24 protein-coding genes are annotated in these 24,537 nt (G+C 60.6%); 14 read left to right on the top strand and 10 right to left on the bottom strand.

All coding sequences use genetic code 11. The features are described from left to right. Window positions 1–37 precede the first annotated feature (37 nt). On the bottom strand, window positions 38–451 hold the full coding sequence (locus AB4Z25_RS06615; protein ID WP_112514235.1) for a pilus assembly protein N-terminal domain-containing protein: 414 nt from the start codon (window positions 449–451) through the stop codon (window positions 38–40). Between AB4Z25_RS06615 and AB4Z25_RS06620 the strand changes: the two genes are divergently transcribed. The 11 genes from AB4Z25_RS06620 to AB4Z25_RS06670 all read left to right on the top strand — a co-directional run bounded on the left by AB4Z25_RS06620 (window position 414) and on the right by AB4Z25_RS06670 (window position 10,359). Next, window positions 414–623, top strand: a complete 210-nt coding sequence (locus tag AB4Z25_RS06620) for a hypothetical protein (protein ID WP_162698795.1) — start codon at window positions 414–416, stop codon at window positions 621–623. The genes AB4Z25_RS06615 and AB4Z25_RS06620 overlap by 38 nt on opposite strands. Before the next feature lie 227 nt (window positions 624–850). After that, complete coding sequence (locus AB4Z25_RS06625) at window positions 851–1,039, top strand: Flp family type IVb pilin (protein ID WP_112514234.1); 189 nt, start codon at window positions 851–853, stop codon at window positions 1,037–1,039. Between the two features lie 83 nt (window positions 1,040–1,122). Continuing rightward, window positions 1,123–1,635: an A24 family peptidase gene (locus tag AB4Z25_RS06630; protein ID WP_112514233.1), complete on the top strand. Its 513-nt coding sequence runs from the start codon at window positions 1,123–1,125 to the stop codon at window positions 1,633–1,635. 110 nt (window positions 1,636–1,745) lie between these two features. Continuing rightward, window positions 1,746–2,558 carry a Flp pilus assembly protein CpaB gene (gene cpaB / locus AB4Z25_RS06635; RefSeq protein ID WP_112540004.1) on the top strand — a complete coding sequence of 271 codons (813 nt, stop codon included), beginning with the start codon at window positions 1,746–1,748 and terminating at the stop codon, window positions 2,556–2,558. Window positions 2,559–2,568: 10 nt separating this feature from the next. Next, window positions 2,569–4,074, top strand: a complete 1,506-nt coding sequence (locus AB4Z25_RS06640) for a type II and III secretion system protein family protein (RefSeq protein WP_112514231.1) — start codon at window positions 2,569–2,571, stop codon at window positions 4,072–4,074. 23 nt (window positions 4,075–4,097) lie between these two features. Next, window positions 4,098–4,817, top strand: a complete 720-nt coding sequence (locus AB4Z25_RS06645) for a CpaD family pilus assembly protein (protein ID WP_112540006.1) — start codon at window positions 4,098–4,100, stop codon at window positions 4,815–4,817. Between the two features lie 15 nt (window positions 4,818–4,832). Then, the gene (locus AB4Z25_RS06650; protein WP_112514230.1) at window positions 4,833–6,113 is read left to right on the top strand and encodes an AAA family ATPase; all 1,281 of its coding nucleotides are present in this window, start codon (window positions 4,833–4,835) and stop codon (window positions 6,111–6,113) included. Between the two features lie 30 nt (window positions 6,114–6,143). Further along, complete coding sequence (locus AB4Z25_RS06655) at window positions 6,144–7,622, top strand: CpaF family protein (RefSeq protein WP_112540008.1); 1,479 nt, start codon at window positions 6,144–6,146, stop codon at window positions 7,620–7,622. Continuing rightward, window positions 7,622–8,629, top strand: a complete 1,008-nt coding sequence (locus tag AB4Z25_RS06660) for a type II secretion system F family protein (protein ID WP_112540010.1) — start codon at window positions 7,622–7,624, stop codon at window positions 8,627–8,629. The genes AB4Z25_RS06655 and AB4Z25_RS06660 overlap by 1 nt, the downstream gene beginning before the upstream one ends. An 18-nt stretch (window positions 8,630–8,647) precedes the next feature. Then, window positions 8,648–9,634 (top strand): type II secretion system F family protein, encoded by a 987-nt coding sequence (locus AB4Z25_RS06665; RefSeq protein WP_112514227.1) that lies wholly within the window; start codon window positions 8,648–8,650, stop codon window positions 9,632–9,634. A 92-nt stretch (window positions 9,635–9,726) separates the two neighbouring features. After that, window positions 9,727–10,359: a LysE family translocator gene (locus tag AB4Z25_RS06670; RefSeq protein WP_112540012.1), complete on the top strand. Its 633-nt coding sequence runs from the start codon at window positions 9,727–9,729 to the stop codon at window positions 10,357–10,359. A 12-nt stretch (window positions 10,360–10,371) separates the two neighbouring features. Here AB4Z25_RS06670 and AB4Z25_RS06675 read toward each other — a convergent pair whose 3' ends face one another. Then, window positions 10,372–11,196: a tetratricopeptide repeat protein gene (locus AB4Z25_RS06675; protein ID WP_112540014.1), complete on the bottom strand. Its 825-nt coding sequence runs from the start codon at window positions 11,194–11,196 to the stop codon at window positions 10,372–10,374. Between the two features lie 141 nt (window positions 11,197–11,337). On the opposite strand from AB4Z25_RS06675, the gene AB4Z25_RS06680 reads away from it, so the two are divergent. The 3 genes from AB4Z25_RS06680 to AB4Z25_RS06690 all read left to right on the top strand — a co-directional run bounded on the left by AB4Z25_RS06680 (window position 11,338) and on the right by AB4Z25_RS06690 (window position 14,055). Continuing rightward, complete coding sequence (locus AB4Z25_RS06680; RefSeq protein ID WP_112514224.1) at window positions 11,338–12,726, top strand: leucyl aminopeptidase family protein; 1,389 nt, start codon at window positions 11,338–11,340, stop codon at window positions 12,724–12,726. Window positions 12,727–12,839: 113 nt separating this feature from the next. After that, window positions 12,840–13,190: a MarR family transcriptional regulator gene (locus AB4Z25_RS06685; protein WP_112385105.1), complete on the top strand. Its 351-nt coding sequence runs from the start codon at window positions 12,840–12,842 to the stop codon at window positions 13,188–13,190. 10 nt (window positions 13,191–13,200) lie between these two features. Further along, window positions 13,201–14,055 carry a C40 family peptidase gene (locus tag AB4Z25_RS06690; RefSeq protein ID WP_112540016.1) on the top strand — a complete coding sequence of 285 codons (855 nt, stop codon included), beginning with the start codon at window positions 13,201–13,203 and terminating at the stop codon, window positions 14,053–14,055. Here AB4Z25_RS06690 and AB4Z25_RS06695 read toward each other — a convergent pair. The 8 genes from AB4Z25_RS06695 to purU form a co-directional block, all read right to left on the bottom strand. Further along, window positions 14,052–14,900, bottom strand: coding sequence for an ABC transporter permease (locus AB4Z25_RS06695; protein ID WP_112540018.1), 849 nt, complete (start codon window positions 14,898–14,900; stop codon window positions 14,052–14,054). The two genes, AB4Z25_RS06690 and AB4Z25_RS06695, sit on opposite strands and share 4 nt — an antisense overlap. Then, window positions 14,900–15,847 (bottom strand): ABC transporter permease, encoded by a 948-nt coding sequence (locus AB4Z25_RS06700; RefSeq protein ID WP_442207912.1) that lies wholly within the window; start codon window positions 15,845–15,847, stop codon window positions 14,900–14,902. Before AB4Z25_RS06700 ends, AB4Z25_RS06695 begins: the two co-directional genes overlap by 1 nt. 229 nt (window positions 15,848–16,076) lie before the next feature. Then, window positions 16,077–17,591, bottom strand: a complete 1,515-nt coding sequence (locus AB4Z25_RS06705) for an ABC transporter substrate-binding protein (protein ID WP_442207991.1) — start codon at window positions 17,589–17,591, stop codon at window positions 16,077–16,079. A gap of 104 nt (window positions 17,592–17,695) precedes the next feature. After that, window positions 17,696–18,601: a LysR family transcriptional regulator gene (locus tag AB4Z25_RS06710; protein ID WP_112540027.1), complete on the bottom strand. Its 906-nt coding sequence runs from the start codon at window positions 18,599–18,601 to the stop codon at window positions 17,696–17,698. Window positions 18,602–18,657: 56 nt separating this feature from the next. Further along, the gene (locus tag AB4Z25_RS06715) at window positions 18,658–19,632 is read right to left on the bottom strand and encodes a P1 family peptidase (RefSeq protein WP_112540070.1); all 975 of its coding nucleotides are present in this window, start codon (window positions 19,630–19,632) and stop codon (window positions 18,658–18,660) included. Between the two features lie 122 nt (window positions 19,633–19,754). Beyond that, window positions 19,755–19,949, bottom strand: coding sequence for a hypothetical protein (locus AB4Z25_RS06720; protein ID WP_112385111.1), 195 nt, complete (start codon window positions 19,947–19,949; stop codon window positions 19,755–19,757). Window positions 19,950–20,469: 520 nt separating this feature from the next. Next, window positions 20,470–23,397: an aminotransferase gene (locus AB4Z25_RS06725; RefSeq protein ID WP_112540029.1), complete on the bottom strand. Its 2,928-nt coding sequence runs from the start codon at window positions 23,395–23,397 to the stop codon at window positions 20,470–20,472. A 95-nt stretch (window positions 23,398–23,492) separates the two neighbouring features. Continuing rightward, window positions 23,493–24,377: a formyltetrahydrofolate deformylase gene (purU, locus tag AB4Z25_RS06730; RefSeq protein WP_112540031.1), complete on the bottom strand. Its 885-nt coding sequence runs from the start codon at window positions 24,375–24,377 to the stop codon at window positions 23,493–23,495. Window positions 24,378–24,537 lie beyond the last annotated feature (160 nt).

Here is a 24,537-nt window from a genome sequence, read left to right on the forward strand (position 1 = left end):
AGCAACAATTTAACGGATGGCGACCGAGGCCGATATGCTAGCCGCCTGTTGCTTCGGTCGCGGCCTGTTGCGTGTGCTGTTCGCAGGCCGGTGAGCAGGACAGAACCGAGCGATCGGTCTGGCGATAAACCCGGACGGTGTTACCTTCGTCGATCGACACCAGAATCGTCTGGTCGAGGATAGCGTTTCCATCGATGTCCAGCAGAACGATGTTGGTCGTTCCGAAGCTACGCCCCGTCAGCACGATCGTCTTGGAATCGGCGACCGTCGCATCGGCAACCTTGGCATTGCCAACGATGACCTTGCTGACCGCCCGGTCGAGCTTCAGCACGCGCGCGTGATCCATGTAAACCCGCAGCATGTCTTCTTCCGCTGACGCGGGTTGCAAAAGAGCGAACCACGGCAAGGCAGCGATGCAGGCGACCAATACACTCTTGCCGCGTGATGACATGGAACTCTCTCTTGAATTTCTGCAGAATTTCTCAACAGCATGGAAAAAATTGGTGAATGAAGACTTAAAAGTCTCTGATTTCGCCAAATTGCGGCTCGCAGCATCCCGAAATAGGACGTTCCCGCCGGCATCAGCGGGGAGCGTGCCATTCCGGGACTGGCTGTTGTATTGAAATGTAACGCCGTGAATGCTTGGCGGTGAACGTCTTTCATGCATAGATAAAATGATAATATATCCGCTAAGAAACTGATTACCATGAGCGGCTCTACTTTAGCATTAACAGTCTGGTAACCCTCTTCTTTAAGCCGATTGAAACAGCGCCTCGCTAGGTTGAGCCAATCCGATCAACGGCAAACAGTTGGCGGACGTGCTGAACATCAACTGGAGTAGGAGTTAGACATGACCAAGCTTGTAAGCCGTTTCCTGAAGGACGAATCTGGTGCGACCGCAATCGAATACGGCCTGATCGCAGCGCTCATCTCTGTAGCGCTCATCGCCGGTGCAACCAGCCTCGGTACCAACATCAACAACGTGTTCCAGAACCTGAGCACGAAGATGAGCAACGCCGCTACGGCCGCTTCCAAGTAAGCAGCTTGATAGGCGATCTTCAAAAGATATGCCGTGCGAAGGCTCACCTGAGACGTGAGCCTTTTCCTTTTCGGGGGTGAGACATGATTGCTGCAGCCGTGTTCGTGATTTTTCCATTCTGCCTGGCAGTGGCCGCGCTCTCCGATCTGTTTACGATGACGATCCCGAACCGGGTGTCGCTCGTTCTCGTTGGCAGTTTCCTGATCGCTGCACCGCTGACCGGTATGCCCTTTGATGCAATCGGGCTTTCACTGCTTGCCGGTGCCGCTGTGTTTCTCGCCTGTTTTGCGCTGTTCGCCATGAACGTCATGGGTGGAGGCGATGCGAAGCTTCTTTCTGCCGCCGCATTGTGGTTCGGCTTCACGCCCTCGCTTGTCATGTTCATCGCCGCTGTTGGCCTGTTCGGCGGACTGCTAACCTTCGCCATCCTCTTGCTGAGAACGCAGTCTAACACCATCCTGGCGATCGGTGTGCCGGTCCCGAATTCGCTGATTCTCGCCAAGAAGATTCCATATGGTATTGCGATCGCAGCGGGAGGTTTTATTGCATTCCCGTCTTCGCCAATCTTTGTGGCAACCCTGGAAGCCCTGAAATAGCGGCGTTTTAATCGCCCGTTAACTTAAAATGTAAGGCTTCCGTTAACTATAATTATACCAATTCCTGACCATTCTGCGGGACGAATATGCATCGTTTCGAGGAATGATCGATGAAGCCCGCGCGTCTTCTCATACTTTCAGTGGCCGTTGTCGCCGCCGGCCTGGCCGGCCTTTTGGCGATGAAGCTCGCTGGACGCGGTGGTGTCGTCACCCAGGTTCAGTCGGTCGTTGAGAAAGAGCCGACGGTCAATGTCCTCGTCTCCAGCTCAAATCTTCCCGTTGGCGCCCGCATCGATGACAAGGCCGTGCACTGGATGTCCTGGCCACAGGGCGGCGTCGTGCAGGGCTTCATCACAGAAACGGACAAGCCCGATGCTCTGAAGGAGCTGCAGGGCGCCGTCGTCCGTCTGCCGATATTCGAAGGCGAACCGATCCGGCCTGAAAAGGTCGCCGATTCCAACAGCCGCATTCTCTCGGCTCTTCTGCCTGCCGGCAAGCGCGCCGTTGCAACTGAAATCTCGGTTGCAACAGGAGCGGGCGGCTTCATCCTCCCCAATGACCGCGTCGACGTGATCATGGTCCGCAAGGGCACGGGTACCGAGAAGTTCATCACTGAGACGGTTCTGAGCAATGTTCGGGTTCTTGCGATCGACCAGCAGATTCAGGAGAAGGACGATGGCTCAAAGGCCGTCGTTGGTACGACTGCCACACTTGAGCTCACCCCTGATCAGACGAAGGTCCTCGTCGTTGCGCAGCAGATGGCGGACCGGCTGTCGCTGGCGTTGCGCTCGATTGCCGACGCGCAGGATCAGGATACGAGCGCCGCTGACTATCTCCTGAGCGGCGACAACGGAAACGCCTTGGTTCAGGTCATCAAGTCTGGATCGATCGTTACCGACAGCAGTGGGCCCAAGGCAGAATGAGGACGTTGAGATGACCAAGACAATGCGGCGCACCAGACTTCTGCTCACCGGCTTCCTGTCGCTGACCACAGCCGTCACGGGCCTGACGCCAGGTTTCATGGCACCAATTCTTGGCGCTTCAAGCGCATTTGCTGATTCCGATGGTATTGTCCGTATCTCGCAAACGGGGCCCGGCGCACATCGCCGTCTCAAGATCGGCCTCAACAAGGCGGTCGTCATCGACCTGCCGGAGGATGCGCACGATATCCTCGTCTCCGATCCCTCGATGGCCGATGCCGTGACGCGGACGTCGCGCCGTATCTATCTGTTCGGCAAGAAGGTTGGCCAGACCAATATCTTCATTTTCGGCGGCGACGGTCAGGAAGTCGTCAGCCTCGACATCGAGATCGAGCGCGATGTCTCCGGTCTTGAAGCCAATCTCAAGCGCTTCATTCAGGACTCGAATATCAATGTCGAGATCGTCTCGGACAACATCGTCCTGACGGGAACGGTCCGTACGCCGCAGGACGCGACCCAGGCTGCCGATCTGGCGCAGGCCTTCCTGAAGGGCGGTGAAGCGACCACGCGCACGGAAACCGCCTCCAGTACCGCACAGCAGGGCGACGTCGCATTGTTCGCTGAAGCCCGGCAGCAGTCGCAAGTGGTCAACCTGCTGCAGATCCAGGGTGAGGATCAAGTCACGCTGAAGGTGACGATTGCCGAAGTGCGCCGTGAGATCCTAAAGCAGATCGGCTTTGACAATCTCATCTCGAACTCTTCGGGGCTCAACGTCGCACAATTGGGTTCGCCGACTGCCAATTCGTCCGCAGCTACGCTCGGCGGCGGCCTCGCGGCTCTCTTCAAGTCGTCGATCGGCCGCTATGATATTTCGACCTATCTGAGCGCGCTAGAGCAGGCCAAGGTGGTTCGCACGCTGGCGGAGCCGACATTGACCGCGATCTCGGGTCAGGCGGCAACCTTCAACTCCGGCGGCCAGGTTCTGTACTCGACGACAGACAATGACGGAAATACCACTGTCGTTCCGTATAACTACGGCATCAGTCTGGCGTTCAAGCCTGTCGTGCTTTCCTCTGGCCGTATCAGCCTGGAAATCAAGACGAACGTTTCCGAACCAGCACCGTCCGCCACCGGATCTGCTCCGACCTATCAGCGCCGCTCTGCCGAAACGTCAGTCGAACTGCCTTCGGGCGGCTCCATCGCGCTTGCCGGCCTGATACGCGATAACGTCGCGCAGACGTCGAATGGCACGCCGGGGGTCAACAAGATCCCGCTGCTCGGCACGTTGTTCCGCCAGCGCAGCGTCCAGCGTGAGGAAACCGAGCTTGTCATTATCGCGACGCCCTATCTCGTGCGTCCGGTCGCTCGCAATCTGCTCAACCGTCCCGACGACAATTTCAGCCCGGAAAATGATGGCCAGGCGTTCTTCATGAACCGGGTGAACAAGGTCTACGGCGGCCGCGAGGCGCCGGTTGCCGACGCTCAGTTCCACGGCTCCATCGGGTTTATCTACAAATGAAAACGATGCGGTGGGACACAATCATGACGAAGCCCAATCAGGCGGTGGCCGATATGACGAAGATCAAAAGAAGCGCATCGAAATTACTGACGGCGGCCGGTCTGCTCGCTGCGGCCGCGCTGACAAGCTGCGCTGCTCCGCGTGACAATCTCACCACCGGCGGCATCCCAGATGACTATCGTCAGCGTCATCCCATCGTCGTTACCGAAGCCGAACAGGCCGTAGATATTCCTGTCGCAACCACGGACCGCCGTCTGACGATTGCTCAGCGAGATCTGATCCGGGGCTTTGCGGCAACCTATACTTCGCGCGCATCCGGTCCTGTCTATCTGATGTCACCGCAGGGCTCGGCAAATGCGTTTGCCGTCAGCCAGGTTCGCGGGCAGGTGCGCGCCGAACTCGCCTCGCGCGGTATCCCCACATCAAAGATCGTTTATGCGTCCTATGCGGCCGCAGGCGGCGGCGATGCAGCCCCGATCCGTCTGACCTTCACCGGGACCACGGCCGTAACGACCCAATGCGGCCAGTGGCCAAAGGATATCGGAGGCGGCTTCGACAACCAGAATTATTACAATTTCGGTTGCGCCTATCAGAACAATCTGGCTGCCCAGGTCGCCAATCCGGAAGATTTCATCGCGCCCCGCGGCATGACGCCGATCGACGCGGCACGGCGTAACGACGCCATCACCGAATATCGCACCTATCGCACGACCATCGAGACGAACGGTAGCTCCGACTTCTAATGCGGAATTGAACGAATGAGCGCAGTCGATTACGAGATCAAGAACACGACCGAACTTCGCAATGCCGAAGAAGCGGTTCGCATGGCCGAGCTCGAGAATATGCGGCCACTTCCGCGTATCTCGGTTCACGCCTTTTGCGAGAGCGAAGGTCTTCAGGAAACGATGGAACGCTGCGGCAACGATCGCCGCATGTCGAAGGTCAGCCTGCGCATAACGAGCGGCGGCATTGCGGCCGCTGCGAATATGTTTCAGACCACTCCGACACCGAATCTGATCATTCTGGAAACAAAGGCGAATGCTGCGAGCCTCATGGCTGAGCTCGCGCCGCTGGCAAGTGTCTGCGATCCCTCGACCAAGGTCGTCGTTGTCGGCTACTACAACGACATCTCCCTCTATCGCGATCTGATCCGCAACGGGATTTCCGAATATATCGTCCAGCCGGTCGCCATGCCGGATCTGATGACGGCTATGGCGGCAATCTTTGTCGATCCTGACGCCGAGCCGCTCGGCAAGAGCATTGCCTTCATTGGCGCCAAGGGTGGTGTCGGAGCCTCGACGATCGCCCATAACTGCGCCTTCGGCATCTCCAACCTGTTCTCGACGGAAACGATCCTCGCCGATCTCGATCTTCCCTATGGAACGGCCAACATCAACTTCGACCAGGATCCAACGGTGGGCATTGCCGAAGCGGTCTTCGCGCCTGAAAGGCTCGACGAAGTTTTCCTGGACCGGCTGTTGACGAAGTGCTCCGAACACCTGTCGATGCTTGCGGCTCCATCTCTCCTCGACCGGGTCTATGATTTCGACGGTCAGGCCTTCCAGCCTGTCCTCGATGTGCTGCAGCGCAATGCACCTATAACCGTGCTCGATGTTCCGCATACGTGGTCCGAGTGGACGCGCTCCGTCCTTGGCTCGGTCGACGAGGTGGTGATTTGCGCCGCACCAGACCTGGCTAACCTGCGCAACACCAAGAATATGCTCGACGCCCTGCGCAAGGTGCGGCCAAACGACAAGGCACCGCATCTCATTCTCAATCAGGTCGGCATGCCCAAACGTCCGGAAATTACCCCGGGTGACTTCTGCGAGCCTTTGGAGATCGACCCGATCGCGATCATTCCATTCGATATCAATCTGTTTGGAAACGCTGCAAACAGCGGCCGGATGATCTCCGAAATGGATGCGAAATCACCCACGGCGGAAACCTTCTCGCAGGTTGCCCACATCGTCACCGGCCGGGTTGCCCTCAAGAAGGCCAAACGCGGCAGCCTTCTCGGGCTTTTGAAGCGCGGCAAGTGACAGACGTAAAAGTGTAGATTGGAATCTGGCATGTTCGGAAAACGCGGAAATGAGGGTTTCGGAAAGGCCGGCGGCGTTGCAGCCCCGCCGCCGCCGGCTGCCGCTGCTGTTTCGCCGTCGGCCTCTCCGAGCGTCATCGTCGAACCGAACCGCGAACCCGCACGCTCCCAGGTAACGCCGCCGCCGATGCAGACACCGCAGCGTCGCCGCCCGGCGCGCACGGATGAATATTACGACACCAAAGCGCAGGTCTTCTCCGCGCTGATCGATACGATCGACCTGTCTCAGCTTGCCAAACTCGATGCCGAAAGTGCCCGCGAAGAAATTCGCGATATCGTCAACGACATCATCACGATAAAGAATTTCGCGATGTCGATCTCGGAGCAGGAAGAGCTGCTCGAGGACATCTGCAACGACGTCCTGGGTTACGGCCCGCTGGAGCCGTTGCTGGCACGCGACGATATTGCCGACATCATGGTCAATGGCGCCGGGAAGACCTTCATCGAAGTCGGCGGCAAGACTATCGAATCGGAAATCCGATTCCGCGATAATGGCCAATTGCTGTCGATCTGCCAGCGCATCGTCAGCCAAGTCGGCCGCCGCGTCGATGAATCGAGCCCGATCTGCGATGCGCGCCTTCCTGATGGTTCGCGTGTGAACGTCATCGCGCCGCCGTTGGCAATCGATGGCCCGGCACTGACGATTCGTAAGTTCAAGAAAGACAAGCTGACGCTCGATCAGCTGGTTCGCTTCGGCGCAATCACGCCCGAGGGCGCAACTCTGCTGCAGATCATCGGCCGCGTCCGGTGCAATGTCGTCATTTCGGGCGGTACCGGCTCCGGCAAGACCACACTTCTCAATTGTTTGACGAACTATATCGACCGCGATGAGCGTGTCATCACTTGCGAAGACACGGCCGAATTGCAGCTTCAGCAGCCGCATGTCGTGCGTCTCGAAACCCGCCCGCCTAATATCGAAGGCGAAGGCGAGATCACCATGCGCGACCTGGTCAAGAACTGCCTGCGTATGCGCCCTGAACGCATCATCGTCGGCGAAGTGCGTGGACCTGAAGTGTTCGACCTTCTGCAGGCGATGAACACTGGCCACGACGGCTCGATGGGAACGATCCACTCAAACTCGCCGCGTGAATGCCTGAGCCGTATCGAATCGATGATCGCCATGGGCGGCTTCAGCCTGCCGGCAAAGACCGTCCGCGAAATCATCGCCGGATCGATCGATGTCATCGTTCAGGCGGCCCGCCTTCGCGATGGTTCGCGCCGCATCACGGCGATCACCGAGGTGATCGGCATGGAAGGCGATGTGATCATCACTCAGGACCTGATGCGCTACGAGATCGATGGCGAAGATGCTGCAGGCCGGTTGATTGGCCGTCACATGTCCACGGGCATCGGCAAGCCGAATTTCTGGGATCGCGCCCGCTACTACAACGAAGAGAAGCGGCTTGCCGCAGCCCTTGATGAAATGGAAACGAAGTCGAAGGGGGCGTGATGTTTGGTTTTGATCCCATCGTCCTTGGCATAATTCTCCTCGTGGCTATCGCCGCGGGGGCCGTTTGCTACAGCTTTCTCTTCACCCGCATGGAGACCGAGAAAAAGGCCGCGAGCCGCGTTAGCCGCGTCGGTTCGGCCGAAGCAGACCGGTCGAACGTCAAGGCGGCGCGCGATCGCGTTCAGGAAATGTCCAAACGCCGCAAGTCGGTGCAGGACAACCTGAAGGATCTCGAGAAGCGGCAGCAGGAGAACCACAAGCGCAAGCTCTCTCTGAAATCGCGTCTGACGCAGGCTGGATTTGCTATCACCCCGGCGAAATTCTACATGTTCAGCGCAGGCTTCGGCTTTTTCCTGATGCTGATTGCCTTCCTGGCGGGCGCTCCCACACTGATGGTCCTGGCTGTGCCCGTCATTGCGGGCCTCGGTCTGCCGCGCTGGATACTGAGCTTCTTGATCAAGCGCCGTCAGAACAACTTTCTGACCGAGTTTCCGAATGCGCTCGATGTCATCGTCCGCTCGATCAAGTCCGGCCTGCCGCTCAACGATGCCATCAGACTGATCGCCAACGAAGGCCGCGATCCGGTCAAGACTGAGTTCCGCCGCGTCGTGGAATCGCAGCAGCTCGGTCTCAGCGTGCCCGATGCCTGCGCCCGTATGACAAATTATATGCCGTTACAGGAAGTCAGTTTCTTTGCCATTGTCATTGCCATTCAGTCTCAGGCCGGTGGTAACCTTTCGGAGGCGATCGGCAATCTTTCCAAGGTCCTTCGGGATCGCAAGAAGATGAAGGCAAAGGTCTCGGCTCTGTCAATGGAAGCGAAGGCCTCAGCCTGCATCATTGGCGCTCTGCCGTTCATCGTCGCGACGCTCGTCTATCTGAGCTCCCCGCAATATATGATGATCCTTTTTACTGATCCGCGCGGCCATCTGATCATGGGTCTGTCGGCCTTCTGGATGTCTATCGGCATCTTCGTGATGAAGAAAATGGTCAGTTTTGATATCTGACGGAGAGGGAAGCAAGCCATGTCTTCAGATCTTGCATCACGTTTGACAGATCCGTCCATGCTGGTCGCGCTGTTCGTCGCGATCGCCGTTTTCGCAACGTTTTATACGATTGCAGTCCCTTTCTTCGAGCGCGGCGATCTCAATAAGCGCATGCGCGCTGTTTCGACCGAACGCGATCAGATCCGGGCACGTGAACGCGCGCGAATGAACTCCGATACCACGTCGAGCAAGGCCTCGCTGAGAACGCAGAACAATCGTTCCGTTCGCCAGATCGTCGAGCGTTTCAATCTGCGCGAAGCGCTGGTCGACGAAAATACCATGAACAAACTGAAGGCCGCAGGCTTCCGGTCTGAAAATGCGCTGAATACCTTTCTCGTGGCGCGTTTCCTTTTGCCGTTTGTGTTTCTTGCGGGCGCCGCATTCTACATCTTCGGCCTTGGCCACATGATCGAAAAGCCTTTCCCGATCAGGCTTCTCGTGGTCATCGGAACCGCCTATCTGGGCTTCTACGCTCCGAATATTTTCATCTCCAACCGTATGGGCAAGCGTCAGCACTCGATCAAGCGCGCTTGGCCGGATGCACTCGATCTGATGCTGATCTGCGTTGAATCGGGTATCTCGATCGAAGCTGCGATGCGCCGTGTCTCGGAAGAACTGGGAGAACAATCGCCAGCGCTCGCCGAGGAAATGGTCCTGACGACCGCAGAGCTGTCCTTCCTGCCCGATCGCCGTCAGGCGCTCGAAAACCTCGGCACCCGAACGCAGATCGATATCGTCCGTTCGGTCACGGCGGCCCTAATCCAGGCCGACCGTTACGGCACGCCGATCTCGCAGGCGCTTCGTGTTCTTGCCCAGGAAGGCCGAGACGAGCGTATGAACGAGGCGGAAAAGAAGGCGGCCGCTCTGCCGCCGAAGCTGACGGTGCCGATGATCCTGTTCTTCCTGCCGGTCCTGGTCGCCGTCATCCTCGGTCCAGCCGGTATCCAGGTCGCCGATCGCTTCTGAGGTGCTTGAAGAGCGCGGCCAACCCGTCTAGCCATGGAGCCTGATCGACCGGAAGAGCAGCTGTTGCGCTCTTCGGTGACCAAGGAGCTCCCATGTCACCTGCTGCCATTCTCGCCAGTATTTTCGCGGCCATGCTTATCGGGGCAATGAGCCCCGGTCCGAGTTTTGTCGTCGTTTCCCGGATCGCCATTTCCCGATCGCGCCTCGACGGCCTCTGCGCCGCCCTGGGCATGGGCATCGGCGGCGTCATCTTCAGCGCGCTTGCGCTTGCCGGATTGACCGCGCTGCTGACGCAATTCTCGTGGCTTTATCTCGTGTTGAAGATCGCGGGCGGCGCGTATCTCGTCTACATCGCCTATCGCATCTGGCAGGGAGCCACGGAGCCTCTTGAGGTGACAGGTGTTGCCGAGGGACGATCATCGCTGCGGCGCAGTTTCTCGACAGCACTTCTGACGCAGCTCAGCAACCCGAAGACCATTGTTGTCTATGCCAGCATTTTCGCAGCTTTTCTGCCGAAATCCGTTCCGCTCGCCGTCGTCGTCGGCTTGCCGATCGGAATTTTCGCCATCGAGACGGGCTGGTACACCGTGGTCGCGCTGGCCTTTTCGGCCCGCGGACCGCGGCAGGCCTATCTGGCGGCAAAGGCATGGATCGACCGTGCCGCCGGCGTCGTCATGGGTGGACTTGGCCTGCGCCTGATCTATGCGGGGGTGACCCTGCGATAGAGAATCGCCGGATCAGTTGGTGTTGTTCGCCGCCTGGCTATCCTTCGAAGCAAGCTTTTGCCAGGAATTCTGCTGCGAAAGCATCGAGCGCAGATAGGCGACATTGGCGTCGGCTTGCTGAGGGGAGAGTTCGCGCCTAGCAATCTGCTCGGCTTCCGGGAAGCGTCCTTGCAGGCCGACGACGAGCGCCAGGTTCTGGCGGACGCGGCTGTCGGCGCTAGGCTGGCCTGCCGCCTGCCGCATATAGGTTTCCGCCGTGCGAAGATCGCCCGTCAGTACATAGGACATGCCGAGATTGGAAAGAACCGAGGGTTCATTCGGCATGATATCCAGCGCGTCGCGATAGCGCGCCCGTGCTTCGCTGGCCTTGCCCATCTGGTCGAGGATTGCGCCTTGGGCTGAAACCAGCTTCCAGTCGGGCCGGTCGGGCGTCTGCGCGCGGCTGATGGTGTCGAGCGCCTGCTGAAGCTGTCCGGCCGCCGCCTGCGCCTTGCCGTAGGCGGCCAGAACGTTGCGGTCGCTCGGATTGGAAATCGCCACCTGCTGCATGACGGCCAGCGCCTGAGCGTCACGTCCGGCTGAGCGCAGCAAGCTCGCATAATAGACGCCATTGGTTGGATCGCGCGGGTTTTTCTCGTATATCTGTCCGGCACGCTCGGTGGCAGACCGCATTTCGTTGACGTCCATCGTCTCGACCGGCTTCGCAGAAGCGGGGATCGATCCGGTGGTCATCTTGTCTTTGGTTGTTGTGCAGCCGGCGAGCGTCAGGCCGACCAGCGCCACAACGGCACCCTGCAGGAGACGGGTCTTGAGCGAAGTGGTGGCCAAACGAGGCATCGCGCTTTCCTGAATTCAGAAACAGGCGCCTGACCTCTAATCGGAACAGGGAAAGGTGTGACGCAATCTTCGCTCCAGCAATAGTCTGTTAACCCTAACAGACCGTTAAGAAACGATTCCGGATACCGCCGAAGGACTCCAATGGCCCCCTATCAATTTATCGAGAGACCGACGCCTTTCAACAACAAGGGCGGCTCGACACTCCCGATTTTCGCAGTGACGCCTGCCCATATCGAAACCGGCACCATCGATCCGATCGCTCTCGATTGGGCAAAGAAGGCCGGCTATCGTGCCGAAAGCGGCTCTCTGCTATTGATCCCGACGGCCGAAGGCCATCTCGGCGGCGCGCTCTTCGGTCTCGGCACGAATCCTTCCGAACAGCCCTACATCACCGGAAAGCTGGCACGCTCGCTGCCGGCTGGCGACTGGCATATCGAAACCGCGCCGCTGACGGCCAACCGTCTGGCGCTCGGCTTCGGCCTCGGCAGCTACCGCTTCGATCGTTACCGCTCCGAAAAGCCGGCCGCCGCGACACTGATGATCCCGCGCGATGCCGATGCCGCCGATATCAAGCGTCAGCTTGCCGGCGTGTTCCTCGCCCGCGACCTGATCAACACGCCGACCAACGACATGGGACCGGAGCAGCTTGAGGCAGCTTTCCGCGGCCTTGCCGAGCACTACAAGGCGGAAATGTCCGTCATCATCGGCGATGACCTGCTGAAGGAGAATTTTCCGCTGGTTCACACTGTCGGCCGCGCCAGCGCCGATGCGCCGCGCCTGCTGGAGCTGCGCTGGGGCAAGAAGGGCCATCGCAAGGTCACGCTGGTCGGCAAGGGCGTCTGCTTCGATACCGGCGGCCTCGACATCAAGCCATCTTCCTCCATGCTGCTGATGAAGAAGGACATGGGCGGCGCTGCAAACGTCATGGGTCTGGCGCTGATGATCATGGACGCCAAGCTGAAGGTCGATCTGCGCGTCATCATTCCTGTTGTCGAAAACTCGATCTCCGCCAACGCCTTCCGCCCTGGCGATATCTACAAGAGCCGCAAGGGCCTGACCGTCCAGATCGACAATACCGATGCGGAAGGCCGCCTGATTCTCGCCGACGCGCTGACCTATGCTGACGAAGAATCTCCTGATCTGCTGATCGACATGGCAACGCTGACGGGTGCCGCCCGTGTCGCCCTCGGCCCCGATCTGCCGCCTTTCTTCACGGATGATGCGAGCCTGGCGCACGACCTGACCGAAGCGAGCTTGGAGACGGACGACCCGCTTTGGCGTCTGCCGCTCTATATGGGCTATGACAAGGACATCCGCTCGAAGCTCGCCGACATCACCAACGCGCCGGCCGGCGGGATGGCAGGTGCCATCACCGCGGCACTCTTCCTGAAACGTTTCGTCAGCAAGACGAAGAGCTGGGCCCATTTCGACATCTACGGCTGGGCGCCATCGGAACGGGCGCATTCCCCGGGCGGCGGCGAGGCGCAGGCGATCCGCGCGCTCTATCACCATATCCGCCAGAGCCTCTGAGGCGATCGTTAAAATTTTATTCACCCTGAGAGGCGGCAGATTTTGCCGCCTCTTGCGTATGCGCCCGCGCTGCGGACAATAGGAACGTTAGCGTAACGATCTCCGGAGGGCCTGTGCCGATCGAACTGACTGCCTCGCAGGCATTGGGGCTTTGGCATGGCGTCGCCCTCGATCAGGTGCGCCATGATAATCGCGACCTGACGCTTCGGCAGATGGCCATCCTTCTGCACATCTACCTCGTGCCGCCGCCACACACCGTTCGCGGTCTTGCTGCCACGCTTGAGGTGACCAAGCCGGTCATCACCCGCGCCCTGGATACGATGGGTGAAATGGGGCTGGTCGACAGGGTGCGCGACGACGCGGATCGGCGTAATGTCATCATCAAGCGCACCGTCGGCGGTGCGCTCTATCTTGAAAAGCTAGGCGATCTCGTGCGCGAGCAGGGCCGCAAGCTTTCGCCTTGAAGGGACTGTCATGACCATGCTCGACCGGCGTCTCAATGCCCACAGGCCGGATCTCGCCGATGCCTCGCTTGAGGGCAAGGTCGAGGCCGCGCGCTTCGTCTCAGGCTCTCCGGCACGTGTCGCCGTTCCGGTCGCGCCGCTTCGCCCGGTTGCCGATCTCGCGCGCGGTATCGATACCGAACTGCTGATGGGCGAAGACGTGACGATCTTCGAGCGCTCCGGCGGCTGGTGCTGGCTGAAGGCGGCGTCCGATGGCTATGTCGGCTACATGCCGGAAGAGATGCTGACAACGGCGGCTTCCGAGCCCACGCATGTGGTCAACGTCCAGCGGACCTTCGTCTATCAGGAGCCTGAGCTTCGCAAACCCTACCGGTCGGTCCTGTCCATGGGCAGCCGCGTGCACATTACCGGCGGGGCGGAAGCCAGGGGAAATCACTATCACCTGCTTGCCGATGGCACGGCTATCTTCTCGAAGCATCTGCAGCCGATCGGCTCGGGCAAGGATGCAGATTACGTGGAGATCGCCCTGCAGTTCCTGAACACGCCATATCTCTGGGGCGGGCGCTCCGGCCTCGGGATCGATTGTTCCGGCCTCGTCCAGCTGTCGCTGCTGATGACCGGCCGCGCCGCGCCGCGCGATACCGACATGCAGGCAGCAGGCCTCGGCACACCGATCGACCGCTCCGAGCTTCGCCGCGGCGATCTGGCGTTCTGGAAGGGGCATGTGGCTGTCATGGAGGATGCGGAAACCATCATCCATGCCAATGGTCACACCATGACCGTCGCCCGCGAGAATTTCGAGGAAGCGGTCGAGCGCATCGGCTGGCTCTATGAGCAGCCAAACGGCTACCGCCGGCCGTTCTAACGCTGCCGCGGGTCCAGCCAGTCCCTGAGGCCGTCGCCGAGTAGGTTGAAGCCGAGAACAGCGAGCGCAATGGCCAGGCCGGGCAGGATTGCCAGCCACGGTGCCGCCCCCATGAAGGTCTGCGAATCCGCCAGCATGCGCCCCCAGGTCGGCGCAGGCGGCGCCATGCCGAGGCCAAGAAAGCTGAGGCCCGCCTCTGTCAGGATCGCCAGCCCCAGCTGGGTGGTCGCCTGCACGATGATCTGGCTCATGATGTTGGGCGCCACGTGCCGCAAGGAGATCGTCAGGCGGCTGTTGCCGATCGCCTGTGCCGCCAACACATAATCGCGGCTCCAGGCCTGCAGCGCGGTCGCCAGCGTCACGCGCGCGAAAACCGGGATCATGAAGACGGCAATCGCGATGATCGCCGTGAAGCGCCCGGTTCCGAGAAACGCGCCGAGGATCATCGCCGAAAGGATCGGGGGCAGGGCGAAAATCACGTCGCAGGCCCGCATCAGCAGGGCTTCGAAAATGCCCCTGATCGCTGCGGCGGAAATGCCGATGATCGAGCCGATCGCGCCGCCGATAGCAACGGAAGTGAGGGCGATCGATAAAGAATTCCAGCACCCGGCCATCAGCATCGACGACACGTCGCGCCCGAACTGGTCCGTGCCAAGCAAACCATAGGCGAGCGGCGGCTGAAGCTTGTGGACGATCTGCATTTTCGCCGGCGGCAGCGGCGTCCAGAACAGGGACAGGACCGCGACCGTCACCAGCGCGCCAACGATCAATATGCCAGCAGGCAATGTAATTTGCCGGCTAATTTTTCTGACCGGCAGCATGGTGCCCGCAGAGATGTTTGCCATCACGCCGCCCTCCGCAGCCGCGGGTCGATGGCCAGATAGGACATGTCGACGACAAAATTCATGACGATCACCAGCGCCGCAAAGAACAGCACGACGTCCTGCATGACGATGATGTCGCGCTGCGCCAGCGCCTGCAGCGCCAGGCGTCCGAGACCGGGAAGATTGAAGACGTTCTCAACCAGCACTGCCCCCGCGACCAGAAAGGTAAACTGCAGCCCGAGGATCGTCATGACGGGCACCAGCGCATTCGGCACCGCATGCCGCCAGAGCACGGCGGCGGATGAAAGCCCCTTGGCCGTTGCCGTGCGCGCAAAGTCTTCGTGCAGCACCTCGAGCACCGCCGACCGTGTTACCCGTGTCAGCACGCCGGCCTGCGGCAAGGCGAGTGCCACGGCGGGCATCACGAGCGCGTGCAGTGCCGCCCAGATGCCATTTCCCCATCCCGGGAAACCACCGGCCGGCATCAGCCCGAGCGACGTCGAAAACAGAATGATCATCAGCAGGGCGACCCAGAAAGCGGGAACGGCGATGCTGATCTGCGAAAACAGGGTTGCGACGAGGTCGGCGATCCCGCCGCGCCGGGCCGCGGCAAAACTGCCGAGCGGCAGTGCAATCGTCACCGAGAGAGCGATCGCGAAGATCGCCAGCGGCAGGGTGACAGCCAGCCGCTCGGCAATCAGCCCGGCAACGCGAACGCCATAGGTATAGGATTGGCCGAGATCGCCGCTGAGAACGCCGGCGACCCAATGCCCGTAGCGGAGGATCAGCGGCTGATCGAGCCCGAGTTCATGGCGCAAGGCTGCAAGCGTGTCAGGCGCTGCCGACGTGCCCAGCATGATCGATGCGGGATCACCCGGCAGCAGATCCATCACCGCGAAGATCAGGAAGGAGACGATAGCCAGCGTGAGCAGCAGACCGGCGATGCGGCGGGCAAGCAGATGCATCATGCGATCGCCGCCCTGGCAAGGGCTAGGTGGGTTCTCCACGCTCCCTCATCCCTTTGCTTGTCACAGCGATCCAGCCACCGCGCGTCGCCGCGGTCTCTCGCGCCCCAGGACTGGAGCGCACTGGATTTCTGTGACAAGCACAGGAGTGAGGAAAGATGAAGGGCGCAAACAAGTTCCGGCATCTAACCAACCCAAGATCGTCTGTACCGCTGCTAACCGACAATACCGATTATTCCGTCCATGAAACATTCGTCAGAACGTTCGAAGGAATAGGCTCGTTCTCCCAAAGGCCCGTCAGCTTCTTGTTCCACACGCCAAGCTTGGGCATCACGAAGAGATAAAGCGCCGGCACGTCCTCTGCCAGGATTTTCTGGGCCTCGCCGTAGATCCGGTTCTGCTCGGCCGGGTCCGCCGTTTGCTGCACCTTTGTCATCAGGGCGTTGAAGCCGGGGTTCTTGTAGTTGAAGTAGTAGGGATCGCGCGAATAGATGTCGATATCCATCGGTTCGGCGTGAGCCACGATGGTCATGTCGAAGGCGCGGTCCTTCATGACGTCCTGCACCCACTTCGCGGGAAATTCCGTCGGCTCGATGTTCATCGTCACGCCGATTTCGGCAAACATCGCTTGCATCACCTGCGCGCTGCGCGGCGCATAGGCCATTTGCGGCACCTTGACGGTGAAGCTGAAACCTTCGGGATAGCCGGCTTCGGCAAGCAGTGCTTTGGCCTTCTCCGGATTATAGGCCAGCACGCCCGTCGTGTCCTGATAGCCGGGATCATTCGGCGTGTAATGGCTGCCGATCGCCGTTCCCAGACCGGACCACGCGCCCTCGATTACCGTCTGCCGGTCGATCGCCATCATCAGCGCCTGGCGGACCCGCTTGTCGTCAAAGGGCTTCCTGGTGTTGTTCATGCCGGCGACGACCTTGAGTTCGGTGTTGCCGATTTTTGTCGTCAGCCGCGGGTCGCCATCGAATGAGCTCATCAGCTCCGGTGCCGCGAATTCCGGGATCGCATCGATATCGCCGGCCTTGAGGGCTGCTGCCTGCGCCTGCGGATCGGCGATGAAGCGGAAGGTCACCGTGTCGAGCTTCACCGAAACCTGCTTGTTCCAGTAGGTCTCGTTCTTCGCCAGCTCGACCTTGTCGCCTTTCGCCCAATTGACGAATTTGAACGGCCCGGTCCCCACAGGCACGGTCTTGTCGTTGTCGGCCGATTTCGGGCCGACCATCACCGATGCCGGCCAGCCGAGCCAGTAGAGCAGGCTGCCGGTGGGTGCAGACAGATGCAGGACGAGCGTTTCGGCATCCGGCGTATCGATCGACGCGATCGAGGCGAAGAATCGCTTCTGCGGATTGACTGAGTCCTTGCCACGGGCACGATCGAGCGCAAATTTCGCCGCGGTCGCGTCGAAGATTTCACCATCGTGGAAGGTAACGCCGCTCTGCAGCTTGAATGTGTATGTCAGGCCATCTGCAGACACGTTCCAGCTCCTGGCGAGCTGCGGCCGCACCTTGCCGCTCTCGTCGATCGAGACGAGGCCTTCGAAGACGTTCTGCCACGTCACCTGGCCGATTGCCACAGGCGCCGCGATGGTGGGGTCGAGCCCGGTCGGTTCCACGCCCATGCCGAGATTGAGTGTCGTCTTCGGCGCTGCATCGGCAGGGATGATTGCGCCGGGAGCCGCAGCGTAAAGAACGGCGATAATGGGAATAAGGCGGACAGAGGGGGCAAGGCGGATCATCGATATCCCGTCAGTTTCGGCGAACACAAATTGTGTTCTCTGTGTATCGAAAAGCGATACACACTAAAACGGCGGGCAACGCAAGAGGCCCACTTGCCGCGGCATCAGCGCGCCTTTAGTTGGCTGCGCATGAAATCCTCGATAAAGCCGCTAAGTTTCGCTGCGGCAAAGGAAAGCTGCCGGTCCGGCGCGATCGAGAGTTCGGCATGAGTGCGGATCGCGCTTTCGGCAGCGAGCTTTATGGCAGTCAGCGCCCCGGCCTCGATCTCGCGCCGCACGGAAAGCTGCGGCAGCAGCGTCACCGCCATGTCGCTCAGCACCAGTTCCTTCAGCATCTCAAGCGCGCTGACGGTGAATGCCGGCTCGATGGCCAGGCCCTGCCGCCCGGCGGCGGCATCGAAGCTCTGCCGGAAACCGAAAGATTTTTCGGGAAGCGCCAGCGTGTGGCGGGCAAGCTCGCGCAGCGTCACCTCCTTGAGACCGGCAAGCGCATGCCGGCTGGAGGCGATAACGTCATAGGCGATTTCCGAGCGGGCGATGACTTTGGCCTCTGTCGTCGCGGGCGCAAAGAGCGTCAATGCCATGTCGGCCTGAGCGGAATTGACCGCCTCGATCGCCTGGCGCGCGCTGGTGATGATCACCTCGAAGCGGATATTCGGATAGCTTCGCCCGAATTCGGCCAGCGCCGGGGTCAGCAGGCTGGCGACGATGGCGCCGTTTGCAAAGATCGTTACCCGGCCACGCTCCAACCCTTTCAGGTCCTCGATCAGCTGCTGAACATGCTCGAGCTCCCGCAGCGTCCGCCCGGCGCGGGTGGCCAGCAATTCGCCGGCGGCCGTCAGCGTCACCCCGCGGGCGCTGCGTTCGACGAGCGGCGTGCCGAAGAATTCCTCAAGGTTTTCGATCTGGCGGCTGACGGCTGTCGGTGCAACGTTCAGGTTCTCCGCCGCCTGGCGCATCGAGCTGGTTCTGACCAGTTCGTCGAAATACATCAGCGCCCGGATCTGCATGCGTCTCTCCCGCCTTCTGCTCTGCGCTTCTCTTTAGGCAATCGCGCCGAACGAGGCTAGAGGTCGCGCCAGGCGCGCTGCGCTCCTTCGTGCGGCAGCGCTGTCGCTTCGTGGACGCCGCGGGCAATCGCCCTGGCCATGACGATACCGGCAAGGTGGCAAAGCTCCATGAAGGTCCCGGGCGTTTCGATCGGCTTGGCGCCTGTCGCTGCGGCAAAGACGGTATCGCCGTCGAGCGGCAGATGGGCGGGGAGCAGGGCCCGCGCCAGTCCGTCATGCGCGGCGATCGACAGGCGATGCGCCTCCGCCTTGGTCAGCACGGCGTCGGTCATGATCGCGCCGATGGTCGTCGCCGGCGCATTCATGCCCTTGAGACGCATCCGGTGGTCGATGGACGGAGGCATTCCGAGACGGCCGAACTCGCCATCCTGCTCGAAAGGCGCGGCCCAAAAATGCTTGCCGCTGCCGATCGTCGCCGAGCCAAGCGCATTGACCGCGACGATGGCAGCAATCACGTGCCCGCCGCTGCCGAGCGCGCTGGCCGAACCGAGCCCGCCCTTGAACGTCGCGGTCGTTGCACCGGTTCCCGCGCCGACCGTGCCAAGATCGAAAACGCCTTTGGCGGCATTCCGGCAGGCCTCGTAGCCCATGTCGCGATAGGGCGCGTGCAGCCCCCAATCCTTGTCGCCGCCATTCAGCAGGTCGAACAGGATCGCCTGCGGCACGATCGGCACGCGGATGTCTCCGACGGCAAAACCGCGCCCGGCCTGGCGCAGCCAGGATTGAATGCCACCCGCAGCATCCAGCCCGAAGGCCGAACCGCCTGACAGCACGAAGGCATCGACCCTTTCGACCGTCATCGACGGATCGAGCAGTGCCGTGTCCCGTCCGCCGGGCGCACCACCGAGGACGCTGCCCGACGCCACGGCCGGTTCGTCGAAAAGGATGGCGGTTACGCCCGACCCAAGTGTCAGGTCGGTGGCATGGCCGATGGAAATTCCGGCAATATCGGTGATGAGATTGAGCAAGATCGGTCCCCGGTGTGTGCGGCGATTAGGAGCGCAACAACGGGCAAAAAACAAGACCGGCCCCAAGTAACGGGGCCGGTCAGAATTCTTCCGAAGAAACGAATTGGGGAAGCCTGTGCCTGCGATCAGGCATGCAGCGGCTTCGGATGACGGCGGGTCATCAGGTCGTGGATCGCGAGCTTCACCTCGTCGGGCGAGCGGAAACGCTGCTCGTCGAGGTCGTGCACGTGAAACTTCACGGCGATGAATTTCAGCCGGTCTTCATCCGGAATGACGATCCCGACGGGAACGCCTGCATATTCTATAACTTGCTTTTTCATGCGTAGAACTCCTGCTGCGCGGACTGCGCGAGCGACGGCCAATTGACTTGTCTTGTACCGTTGAAAGGGGGACGAACGTCACATTCGACAGTTCGGGCGGGAGAGGGCGCCCGGACGGTCATTGCCGAGCACAGGGCGCCCAAGGAGATAGGCGAGAATATCGATTTCAATCATGTCTCGTTCCTTGCGTTAGCGTTGCACTCGTGATGATCCCGTAGAGCCGGGACCGGCGATGACTGACTTCCAATAATCTACTTACTTAGTAGAGAATAGCGGATCGTCAGTCAGAAACATATTCCGAAACGTGTCAAAATGTCGGCGATCGGAACAATTTCATTCCATCATATCCGAATTGGCAGAAAGAACTTATCAAGACTTTGTGCAATTCACGTGACGGTCGAACAGCTCCTTCGATCACCGCAGCAGACATAGGAAGCCTGTCTGATTCCGGCAATGGTGCAATTCATTAAAAAGCGGTATGCCGCGAAATGACCGAATTCGTTAATGCTCGGCGGCTTTATCACCAGCCTTCAGAAAGCACCTTTTCCAGCATGTCTGCAAAGAAATCGGCGCTCTCGATCGTCAGGCACAGCGGCGGTTTGATCTTCAACACGTTCAGGTGATCGCCGGTCGGCTGCATGAGAACACCGAGTTCCAGCAGGCGTTCGCAAATTGCCGCGGTCTCTCCTGTTGCTGGTTCCAGCGCCTCCCTGTCGCGAACGAATTCGAGGCCGAGATAGAGACCCATGCCATGGACGGCACCGGCGATCGGAAACCGTTCGATCAAGTTCACAAGCCGCGCCTTCAGATGATCGCCGACCTCGCGGGCGTTCTCCTGCAGGTTTTCCTCGCGCATGATGTCGAGCACCGTCATGCCGGCGACGCAGCTGACCGGGCTGCCGCCGGACGAAGAGAAGAAATATCCCTCGCGCTCCAGCGAATCGGCGATTGCCTGCGTGGTGATCACGGCGCCGAGCGGGTGGCCGTTGCCCATGCTCTTGGCGATGGTGATGATATCGGGAACGACGCCCTGCTGCTCGAAGCCCCAGAAGTGGTGGCCAAGCCTGCCATAGCCGACCTGTACCTCGTCGGCGATGCACACGCCGCCGCGGGCGCGAACTTCCGCGTAGAGACCGGCGAGATAGCCCTCGGGCAGCGGAATGCCGCCGGCGTTGCCATAGACAGGCTCGGCGATGACGCCCGCCAGCCCCTGGCCGCTGTTGTCGATCGCCTGCAGCACCGGAATGGCGGCGGCCAGATAATCGCGCGCTGATTCCGGCCCGCGGAATTCGCCGCGATAGGTATTCGGCGCCGCGAGCGGATGAACCCAGGCAGGCCGTGTCGACAGCGCCTGCGGATTGTCGGCCACCGACGTGGAGACCGCATCGCTCGCCACCGACCAGCCATGATAGCCTTCAAGCAGGCAAAGCGTGTTGCGCGCGCCGCTATGCGCCCAGGCAAGCCTCAGAGCCAGATCGTTGGCTTCCGAACCGCTGTTGACAAGGAAGACCCGGTCCAACCCTTCGGGCGCGAGTGCCGCGAGACGCTCGGAGAAGTCGGCAAGCGCCTCGTAGTGAAAGCGCGAATTGGTGTTGAGCTTCAGCCACTGGTCGGCGATCGCGTCGGCGAGATGCGTGTGGCCATGACCGAGAATCGTTACGTTGTTGACCATGTCGAGATAGGCGCGTCCCTCGACATCGAACATGTGCTCCTTCCAGCCGCGCTCCATCTGTGGCGGCCGGTCGTAATAATTCTTCTGCGGTTTGGCGAAATGCGCCTGCCGTTTGGAAAGCAAGCCCTCTGTATCGGGCTTCGGCGCATTGCAGCCATCGCCGAGTAGCAGCGAAGGCGAGGGGCAAAGGGCTGCCCAGGCGCCGGCATCGCCTGCCGTGGCAAAGAGCGGCGGCTCCAGGCCGGCAACGGTGCAAAGCTGGATGCGCAGGCCACCGAGCGAGGCGCTGTCACCCGAAACCGTGCCGATCACCTGCCCGGCCTCGATCTCGGCACCGTCCTCCACCGTGGGCTCGATGCCGTCGAGATGCAGGCTGACACCTGTGCCCGCGAGCACCAGATGATGGTTTTTCAGATCGATCCGCCCGGCAAAGGGAGCCGCGACCGGGTTGCCGCCGGAAAGGCAGATATCGCTATGCAGCGCAAAGGTGGAGTGCGGCCTGGCGCTCAGCGTGCTGGCGCGCGACAGCCGGTATTCGCCGTATCGCGTTGCCGCAGCGCCGCTGTCATTGGCGACGCGGGCAAGCAGCCGCCAGTCCATCTCCGCATTCAGCCAGTTGCCACCGGCGAAATGGCGGCTCTGCACGCCGAGGTCGAGATAGGTGATGTCGGCCGTGTTGATATCGGGCAGAAGCGGCAGCCAGGATGCATTGTCGGGAAGCGTGGGCTCGATCCCGCCAACTTTCAGGATTGCCGATTCCATCAACTCGAACGGCACCGACATCGCCGTGTCGAAGATGATGCGTTCATGCTCCAGATTGCCGCGGGCATAGTCATTGTCGGGGTCAACAGAAATCTGCTGCTCGCCGCTGGCAACCAGGATCACGGCGCGCGCCACGACCAGCGGCCAGAGCGCCTTCAACTCCTCCGCCGTCAGCGGGTAGATCTCATGATAGGCCTTGACGGCCGGCAAGATGTAGAGCGGATCGCCATCGGCGTGATGCAGCAGCGAAGCGCATGTCACGGCCAGATCGCCGACCAGCCAGCCGCGGATGATGTCGCCGAAATCGATCACCCCGTCGGGGATCAGCCGGCCATGGGCATCGGGAAGGCTGACGACATTGTCGTCGGTCACGTCATGATGGACGGCTTGAACGCGGAGCGCCGAGGCCAGTGGCTGGATGCGGCGGACGGCAAGCACCATCGTCTTGGCAATCCGGTCGCGGGCCGCGCTGTCGGTGATCGCCGACAGAAGCTGGACGGCGACAGGTCCGGCCCGTCGCAGATCCCACTGAAGACTGCGCTCAAGACCCGGATGATCGAAATCAGCGAGCGCCTGCGCCAAACGGGCGCAGAGGGCGCCGAGAGCCGTCACCGAACTCTTCGGCAGATACTTGCGATGGGTGAGGCTTTCGCCTTCCAGATATTCGAGCACGCGAACCTGATAGGTCTGCTCGCGAACGGTCACGGCAATGATTTCCTGCCCGTCGGTCGATGTCAGCAGCCGCGGCACGCGCGGCGCGCCTTCGATCGTGGTCAGGTGGTGGATGGCGGCATTCTGCGCCTCAAGCTCCAAAGTCTCGTAGGCCATGTGGCAGATCTTCAGGACGAAGCGGCCGTTGCCGGTGTCGAGCCGGTAGTTCCGGTCCTGCTGGCTGCCGAGCTCGATGATCGTACCCGACAGTCCGTAGCGGGTTTCGAGGATGCTTAAGGCTTCATCCGGCGTCACGTCCGGTCGCGGCAGCTCCATACGATCGGTGAGCGCTTCGTCGGTCATCGCATCCCCCAGGGCATGATTCGATTGTTCACACTAAGCAGATAATCGAATGCATGCTATGGGCAAGCGTCTGGCAGCACGCCTTTCGGGCGCAATCAGCCCATACGTTCGGATGCGTAGGAGCCCGGGCTTGCCGGGAAGACGACCGTGCGGTTGCCGTTCAGGAAGACGCGGTGGTGGATATGGGCATGGATGGCGCGGGCCAGAACCTGACTCTCGACATCGCGGCCGATCGAGACATAGTCGTCTGCTGACTGCGCGTGTGTGATGCGGGCCGTGTCCTGCTCGATGATCGGGCCTTCGTCGAGATCGGCGGTGACATAATGCGCCGTTGCGCCGATCAGCTTCACGCCACGCTCATAGGCCTGCTTGTAGGGGTTGGCGCCCTTGAAGCTCGGCAGGAAGGAGTGATGGATGTTGATGATCTTGCCGGACATCTTCTTGCACATTGCATCGGAGAGGACCTGCATGTAGCGGGCCAGCACAATCAGCTCGGTGCCGGTCTGCTCGACGATCTCGAGGATCTGCGCCTCGGCTTGCGGCTTGTTTTCTTTGGTCACCTTGATGTGGTGGAAAGGGATGTCGTGATTGACCACGACCTTCTGGTATTCGAAATGGTTGGAGACCACGCCGACGATGTCGATCGGCAGGGCGCCGATCTTCCAGCGGTAGAGCAGGTCGTTCAGACAATGGCCGAAGCGCGACACCATCAGCAGCACCTTCATGCGGCTCTGGCCGTCGTGGATCTCGGCGTCCATTTCGAACTTCTCGGCGATCGGCTTGAAGCCTTCGATGAGAGCCGGCAGCTTGACGCCCTCTTCGGAAATGAAGGAAACGCGGGTAAAGAACTTGCCGGTGTCGAGGTCGTCGAACTGGCTGGAATCGACGATGTTGCAGCCCTTGTCGGCAAGGTAGTTGGAAATCGCCGCAACGATCCCGCGCGTCGATTTGCACGTCACCGTCAAAACATAGTTGGTCATGTCCGTCTTCCCTCTCGCGGCTTCGCCGGCAGGCTGCTTAGATCAAACGTCGCCCGTCGAATAGGCCACGGCTCTTTCATTCGTGCAACATTTTGCAAGGCAAGCTATCAGGCGCTTGCAAGCTCCCGCATTCTGTCGATGCATCTATCAATGACCGCTG

The organism is Rhizobium sp. RAF36, from assembly GCF_052114105.1.
Taxonomy (GTDB): Bacteria; Pseudomonadota; Alphaproteobacteria; order Rhizobiales; family Rhizobiaceae; genus Rhizobium.

What these genes read in the sequence shown, in the direction of transcription:
- AB4Z25_RS06620 (WP_162698795.1), top strand. Translation starts at nt 414, where the DNA reads ATGCAGGCGACCAATACACTCTTGCCGCGTGATGACATGGAACTCTCT.
- AB4Z25_RS06630 (WP_112514233.1), top strand. Translation starts at nt 1,123, where the DNA reads ATGATTGCTGCAGCCGTGTTCGTGATTTTTCCATTCTGCCTGGCAGTG.
- AB4Z25_RS06720 (WP_112385111.1), bottom strand. Translation starts at nt 19,949, where the DNA reads ATGAAAAAGCAAGTTATAGAATATGCAGGCGTTCCCGTCGGGATCGTC.
- AB4Z25_RS06675 (WP_112540014.1), bottom strand. Translation starts at nt 11,196, where the DNA reads ATGCCTCGTTTGGCCACCACTTCGCTCAAGACCCGTCTCCTGCAGGGT.
- AB4Z25_RS06650 (WP_112514230.1), top strand. Translation starts at nt 4,833, where the DNA reads ATGAGCGCAGTCGATTACGAGATCAAGAACACGACCGAACTTCGCAAT.
- AB4Z25_RS06670 (WP_112540012.1), top strand. Translation starts at nt 9,727, where the DNA reads ATGTCACCTGCTGCCATTCTCGCCAGTATTTTCGCGGCCATGCTTATC.
- AB4Z25_RS06680 (WP_112514224.1), top strand. Translation starts at nt 11,338, where the DNA reads ATGGCCCCCTATCAATTTATCGAGAGACCGACGCCTTTCAACAACAAG.
- AB4Z25_RS06615 (WP_112514235.1), bottom strand. Translation starts at nt 451, where the DNA reads ATGTCATCACGCGGCAAGAGTGTATTGGTCGCCTGCATCGCTGCCTTG.
- purU (WP_112540031.1), bottom strand. Translation starts at nt 24,377, where the DNA reads ATGACCAACTATGTTTTGACGGTGACGTGCAAATCGACGCGCGGGATC.
- AB4Z25_RS06660 (WP_112540010.1), top strand. Translation starts at nt 7,622, where the DNA reads ATGTTTGGTTTTGATCCCATCGTCCTTGGCATAATTCTCCTCGTGGCT.
- AB4Z25_RS06690 (WP_112540016.1), top strand. Translation starts at nt 13,201, where the DNA reads ATGACCATGCTCGACCGGCGTCTCAATGCCCACAGGCCGGATCTCGCC.
- AB4Z25_RS06695 (WP_112540018.1), bottom strand. Translation starts at nt 14,900, where the DNA reads ATGGCAAACATCTCTGCGGGCACCATGCTGCCGGTCAGAAAAATTAGC.
- AB4Z25_RS06710 (WP_112540027.1), bottom strand. Translation starts at nt 18,601, where the DNA reads ATGCAGATCCGGGCGCTGATGTATTTCGACGAACTGGTCAGAACCAGC.
- AB4Z25_RS06665 (WP_112514227.1), top strand. Translation starts at nt 8,648, where the DNA reads ATGTCTTCAGATCTTGCATCACGTTTGACAGATCCGTCCATGCTGGTC.
- AB4Z25_RS06655 (WP_112540008.1), top strand. Translation starts at nt 6,144, where the DNA reads ATGTTCGGAAAACGCGGAAATGAGGGTTTCGGAAAGGCCGGCGGCGTT.
- cpaB (WP_112540004.1), top strand. Translation starts at nt 1,746, where the DNA reads ATGAAGCCCGCGCGTCTTCTCATACTTTCAGTGGCCGTTGTCGCCGCC.
- AB4Z25_RS06645 (WP_112540006.1), top strand. Translation starts at nt 4,098, where the DNA reads ATGACGAAGCCCAATCAGGCGGTGGCCGATATGACGAAGATCAAAAGA.
- AB4Z25_RS06705 (WP_442207991.1), bottom strand. Translation starts at nt 17,591, where the DNA reads ATGATCCGCCTTGCCCCCTCTGTCCGCCTTATTCCCATTATCGCCGTT.
- AB4Z25_RS06700 (WP_442207912.1), bottom strand. Translation starts at nt 15,847, where the DNA reads ATGATGCATCTGCTTGCCCGCCGCATCGCCGGTCTGCTGCTCACGCTG.
- AB4Z25_RS06640 (WP_112514231.1), top strand. Translation starts at nt 2,569, where the DNA reads ATGACCAAGACAATGCGGCGCACCAGACTTCTGCTCACCGGCTTCCTG.
- AB4Z25_RS06725 (WP_112540029.1), bottom strand. Translation starts at nt 23,397, where the DNA reads ATGACCGACGAAGCGCTCACCGATCGTATGGAGCTGCCGCGACCGGAC.
- AB4Z25_RS06625 (WP_112514234.1), top strand. Translation starts at nt 851, where the DNA reads ATGACCAAGCTTGTAAGCCGTTTCCTGAAGGACGAATCTGGTGCGACC.